Below are 5,253 nucleotides of genomic sequence, written 5' to 3' on the forward strand. Positions count from 1 at the left end.
CCCTCGGCGGGTTCTTCGCCGGCATCCCCAAACCGCAGCCGGAAGGCTTGGACACCGCGCACGCGTACGTGCTCGGTATTCCGCAACCGATCATCGAGCAGTTGCTCACCGAGCACGCCGAAGATTGCGGTGCCGAGATCCGGCGCGGGGCCGAAGTGGTCGGTCTCGGTCAGGACAGTGACGGGGTGACGGTCGAGCTGGCCGACGGTTCCACCGTGCAGGCTGGCTATCTGGTGGGCTGCGACGGTGGCCGCAGCACCGTGCGCAGACTGGCGGGCATCGGATTTCCCGGTGAGCCGTCACAGGTCGACACGCTGCTGGGTGAGGTCGCGCTGGACGTGGGTGTGGACGCGCTCAACGCGGTGACGGCCGAGGTCCGTAAGACCCAACTGCGTTTCGGCGCCATGCCTCTCGGTGAGGGAAGATACCGAGTCATCGTGCCGGCCGACGGGGTGGCCGAAAATTGTGCCACCGCACCCACTCTGGACGAGTTCAGGCGACAACTGGTGAAAACGGCGGGTACGGACTTCGGGGTGCATTCCCCGCGCTGGCTGTCACGGTTCGGGGACGGGACGCGGCTGGCTGATCGCTACCGCAGTGGCCGGGTGCTGCTCGCCGGCGATGCCGCCCACATTCATCCGCCGACCGGTGGGCAGGGCCTCAACCTCGGTGTCCAGGACGCCTTCAACCTGGGCTGGAAACTGGCTGCGGTGGTGAACGGTTGGGCGCCGGAAGGGCTGCTGGACACCTATGAGTCCGAACGCCGCCCGGTCGCGGCCGACGTGCTGGACAACACCCGCGCGCAGATGACACTGATGTCGCTGGAGCCCGGCGCCCAGGCCGTGCGCCGGCTGATGGCCGAGCTGATGGACGTCCCGGAAGTGAGCCGACGTTTGACCGAGAAGATCATCGCCATCAACATCCGCTATGACTTCGGTGACGGGCCCGAGCTCCTCGGGCGTCGGCTGCGCGACATCAGGCTGGGCCGCGGACGGCTCTATGCGTTGATGCATGCCGGTCGCGGACTGTTGCTCGATCAGACCGGGCACCTGTCGGCGGCCGGATGGGCCGACCTCGTCGACCACGTTGTCGATCAGAGCGACGAACTGGATGCCCCGGCGGTGCTGCTGCGCCCCGACGGTCACGTCGCCTGGATCGGGGATGATCAGGCGGACCTGACTGCGCACCTGGCCAAGTGGTTCGGTGCCGGGGTTACGGCATGATCAGGGAGCGGGACACCGGCTCGGCCACCTGCTGGCGACTGAAGATGCCGTGCTGCAACGTGACCAGCAGCGCGTTGCGGGTCTCCTCGGGGGAGATGAGCTCGTCGAACCCGAGGTGGCCCGCGGACCGGAACGACGCCTCCAGCTCCATGCGCTTGAGCACCTCGGTGTAGTCCTCGCCGGCGTGGGTGGCGGCGCTGAGCGCGGCCGCTCCCATGGCGCCCATGGTCGCGCCGGGATAGGCGAACGTGGCCACCTGGTCGTCAAACCCGAGCAGGGACATCACCATCGACCCGAACCCGAATGCCTTACGCAGCGTCACATGCAGCTTGAGCGTGGTCGCGGCCGTTTGCGCGGCGAACATCCGTGCCCCACTGCGCAACACACCGGATCGCTCGGACTGGCTGCCCGGCAGCATGCCGGGGTTGTCGGCCAGGAAGATCAGCGGCAGGTGGAACGAGTCGGCCACGGAGATGAAGTGTGCGGCCTTGTCCGCGGCGTCGGCATCGATGGAGCCGGCCATCACCTGTGGCTGATTGGCCACCACCGCAACCGGATAGCCGCCGAGATGGGCCAGGGCACAGATGATCGCGCGACCGAACTTGGGCTGCACCTCGAACCAGTCGGGCCGGTCGAAGATCTCGTCGAGCACCGTGCGCATGTCGTAGATCTGACGGTTGTCACGCGACACGATGTCGAGGATCTCGGGGGTGAGTCTGGGATCGGCCGTGTCGTCGGCAAGCCGGGTCGGGGGATACGACCAGGCGCTCGACGGGAAATACGACAGGTACCGCCGGATGTCGTCGATGACGGTCTCGTCGTCGTCGGCGTAATTGTGGATCACGCCGCTCGTCAGCGCCACGTCGGGCCCGCCCAGATCTTCCTTTGAGATGTCTTCTCCGGTGGACTCTTTCACGACGGGCGGGCCCGCGGTGAAGATGGCGCCCTGACGGCTCATGATCGTGAAGTCGCACACCGGGGCGACCAGTGCGCCGTGGCCGGCCGACGGGCCGAGGATGGCCGAGATCGTCGGCACCTTCCCTGAGCATTTCGCCTGCGCGATCAGGTCGGTGGGCGTGCGCCCGTAGTGTTCTCCACTCGGGCGAAAACCTGCCCCCTCCAACAACATCACCAACGGAATCTTGTTACGCAGGGCCAATTCGGCGAGCCGGTAGCGCTTGGCGTTGCCGCCTGGGCCGATGCTGCCGGCCAGGGTGGTGAAATCCTCGGCGCCCACCATCACCGGGGTGCCGTCGATGCGTCCGGCGCCGGCGACGAGGCCGTCGGCGGCGATGTCCCCGCCGACCAGGGTGCCGAACTCTTGGAAGGTGTCTGGGTCGAGCAGCCGCGCGATCCGGGCTCGGGCGTCGAGCTTTCCCTTGCCGTGGTGCTTGGCGAGCCGCTCCTGCCCACCCATCCCGTAGGTGTGCGCACGTCGCCGGGCAAGGTCCTCGAGGGTTTCCTTCCACTCCGGATCGTTCGTCATCGCTGTCCTCACTCGTCGTGCAGTGCCCTGGGGGCTCAGCCTACCGCCGTTGACCATACTGAATTGCTTACTGTAGCGTCGATCAGGTGGTCGGATGGCACATGATCGAACCAACTGGCAAAGGAATGCGGCACCGATGAGCGACTCGGCGGCTCGCGCTGTGAAGATCGACCGCGGTATCCCGAGCCGACTTGCCGAGGTCCCAGAACTCGCCCGTGAGTTGGAGGCGCAGGGTTACGACGGCTGCTGGACCGGCGAGATCAACCACGACCCGTTCCTGCCGTTGACGTTGGCGGCCGAGCACACCCGGCGGATGCAAATCGGCACCAGCATCGCAGTGGCTTTCGCGCGCAATCCGATGACGATGGCGCAACTGGGCTGGGATCTGCAGACGTACTCTGGTGGGCGCTTCATCCTCGGGTTGGGCACCCAGATCCAGCCGCACATCGAGAAGCGGTTCAGCATGCCCTGGGGCCACCCGGCCCGCCGCATGCGCGAATACATCGAAGCGCTGCACGCGATTTGGGGATGCTGGCGCGATGGCACGAAGCTGCGGTTCGAGGGCGAGTTCTACACCCACAAGATCATGACGCCGATGTTCACCCCGGAGCCGTCGTCGCTGCCGTCCCCCAAGATCTTCCTGGCCGCGGTCGGTGAGTTGATGACCGAGGTGTGCGGTGAGGTTGCCGACGGACTGCTGGCCCACGCGTTCACCACCCGACGCTACCTGGACGAGGTGACCACCGTCGCCTTGCAGCGCGGCATGGACCGCAGCGGGCGCGACCGATCTGACTTCGAGCTGTCCTGCCCGGTGTTCCTGGTGACCGGTGCCGACGAACAGGAGATGGCCGCGGCATCGATCGCGACCCGCAAACAGCTTGCCTTCTATGGGTCGACACCCGCCTACCGCAAAGTTCTCGACTTGCACGGTTGGGGTGACCTACACACCGAACTGCACCGGCTGTCGCTGGCCGGTGAGTGGGACGCGATGGGCGAACTCATCGATGACGAGGTGCTGAGCACTTTCGCCGTGGTGGCCCCGATCCCCGAATTGGCCGCGGCGTTGCGGCGTCGTTGCGACGGCGTCATCGACCGCGTGCTGCCAGGCTTTCCTGCCGCCGTATCTGCAGAAACCGTGAATGCGGTGCTGCAGGAGTTTCGTGAGTGCCCGCCAGTAAGGAGCAACGTATGACCGTCCGCGCCGTCGACGATGTCGCCAAGATGTTCGCCAATCCGTCGGCGTACACCGACGAGCCCACATTGCACGCGGACCTGGCTCACCTGCGGGCCAACGCCCCGGTGTCCTGGGTCGAGGTCCCCGAGTATGCCCCGTTCTGGGCGATCACCAAGCACGCAGACATCATGGAGATCGAGCGTGCCAACGACATCTTCACCAACTCGCCACGTCCGGTGCTGGTCACTCGCGAGGGCGACGAGCAGCAGGCCGCGATCGGCATCCGGACGTTGATCCACACCGACGACCCGCTGCACCGCGATCTACGGGCAATCGGAGCCAACTGGTTTCGGCCAAAGGCCATGCGCGCGTTGAAGGATCGCGCGGACGAACTCGCCAAACGATTCGTCGATCGGATGGTCGATGAAGGGCCGGAATGCGACTTCGTGCAGCAGGTCGCAGTCAACTACCCGCTGTACATGATCATGACACTGCTGGGTGTGCCCGAGTCCGATTTCGCGTTCATGCTCAAGCTCACCCAGGAGCTGTTCGGCAACGACGACGACGAATTCAAGCGCGGCGCCAGTATGGAAGAGCAGGGCATGGCACTGCTCGAAATGTTCCAGTATTTCACCGAATTGACCGCCTCGCGTCGGGCAAATCCGACCGACGACCTCGCGTCGACGATCGCCAACGCCACTTTGAACGGGGAGCCGCTGTCCGATATCGACACGGTCTCCTACTACGCGATCATCGCCGCGGCCGGCCACGACACCAGCAGTGCCAGCATTTCGGGTGGCATGCACGCGCTGCTGCAGAACCCCGACCAGCTGGCCCGGCTGCAGAACGACATGAGCCTGATGCCGCTGGCGGTCGAGGAGATGGTCCGGTGGACGACACCGGTCAAGGAGTTCATGCGTACCGCGCAACAGGACTATGAGATTCGCGGTGTACGCATTGCGAAGGGCGAGTCGGTGCTGCTGTCGTATGTCTCGGGCAACCGCGACGAGGACGTCTTCGTCGACCCGTTCCGCTTCGACGTCGGGCGAGATCCCAACAAACACATCGCGTTCGGCTACGGTGTGCATTTCTGCCTAGGCGCCGCACTGGCCCGGTTGGAGATCAACAGTTTCTTCTCCGAGCTGCTACCGCGGTTGCGCTCGGCAGAACTCGCCGGCGAACCGCAGCACATGGCCACCACGTTCGTCGGTGGGCTCAAGCACCTGCCGGTGCGGTACTCGCTCAGATAGCCCCGCCAACAGACACAAACCCGTACCTTTTCGGCCGAAAAGGGGCTCTACTGACGTTTCCGTGGGTGTTTGACGGGCCGTCCTGGCAGTGAGGGGCGGTGGCCGCCGAGGGCGAGCATG

The 5,253-nt window shown here is 65.5% G+C and carries 4 protein-coding genes; 3 read left to right on the top strand and 1 reads right to left on the bottom strand.

Annotated elements, in window-relative coordinates; translation table 11 throughout:
- Positions 1-1,223: FAD-dependent monooxygenase (locus A5699_RS05110; RefSeq protein ID WP_067766360.1), on the top strand; the 1,223-nt coding region annotated here is incomplete at its 5' end.
- On the opposite strand, the gene A5699_RS05115 is transcribed toward A5699_RS05110, so the two are convergent.
- Positions 1,213-2,709 (bottom strand): acyl-CoA carboxylase subunit beta, encoded by a 1,497-nt coding sequence (locus A5699_RS05115; protein WP_067766363.1) that lies wholly within the window; start codon positions 2,707-2,709, stop codon positions 1,213-1,215. The two genes, A5699_RS05110 and A5699_RS05115, sit on opposite strands and share 11 nt — an antisense overlap.
- Positions 2,710-2,845: 136 nt before the next feature.
- On the opposite strand from A5699_RS05115, the gene A5699_RS05120 reads away from it, so the two are divergent.
- Both A5699_RS05120 and A5699_RS05125 read left to right on the top strand, forming a co-directional pair.
- Positions 2,846-3,901 carry an LLM class F420-dependent oxidoreductase gene (locus A5699_RS05120; RefSeq protein ID WP_067766366.1) on the top strand — a complete coding sequence of 352 codons (1,056 nt, stop codon included), beginning with the start codon at positions 2,846-2,848 and terminating at the stop codon, positions 3,899-3,901.
- Positions 3,898-5,133: a cytochrome P450 gene (locus tag A5699_RS05125; protein ID WP_067766369.1), complete on the top strand. Its 1,236-nt coding sequence runs from the start codon at positions 3,898-3,900 to the stop codon at positions 5,131-5,133. Before A5699_RS05120 ends, A5699_RS05125 begins: the two co-directional genes overlap by 4 nt.
- Positions 5,134-5,253 lie beyond the last annotated feature (120 nt).

The organism is Mycobacterium sp. E802, assembly GCF_001666875.1.
In the GTDB taxonomy this organism is placed as follows: domain Bacteria; phylum Actinomycetota; class Actinomycetes; order Mycobacteriales; family Mycobacteriaceae; genus Mycobacterium.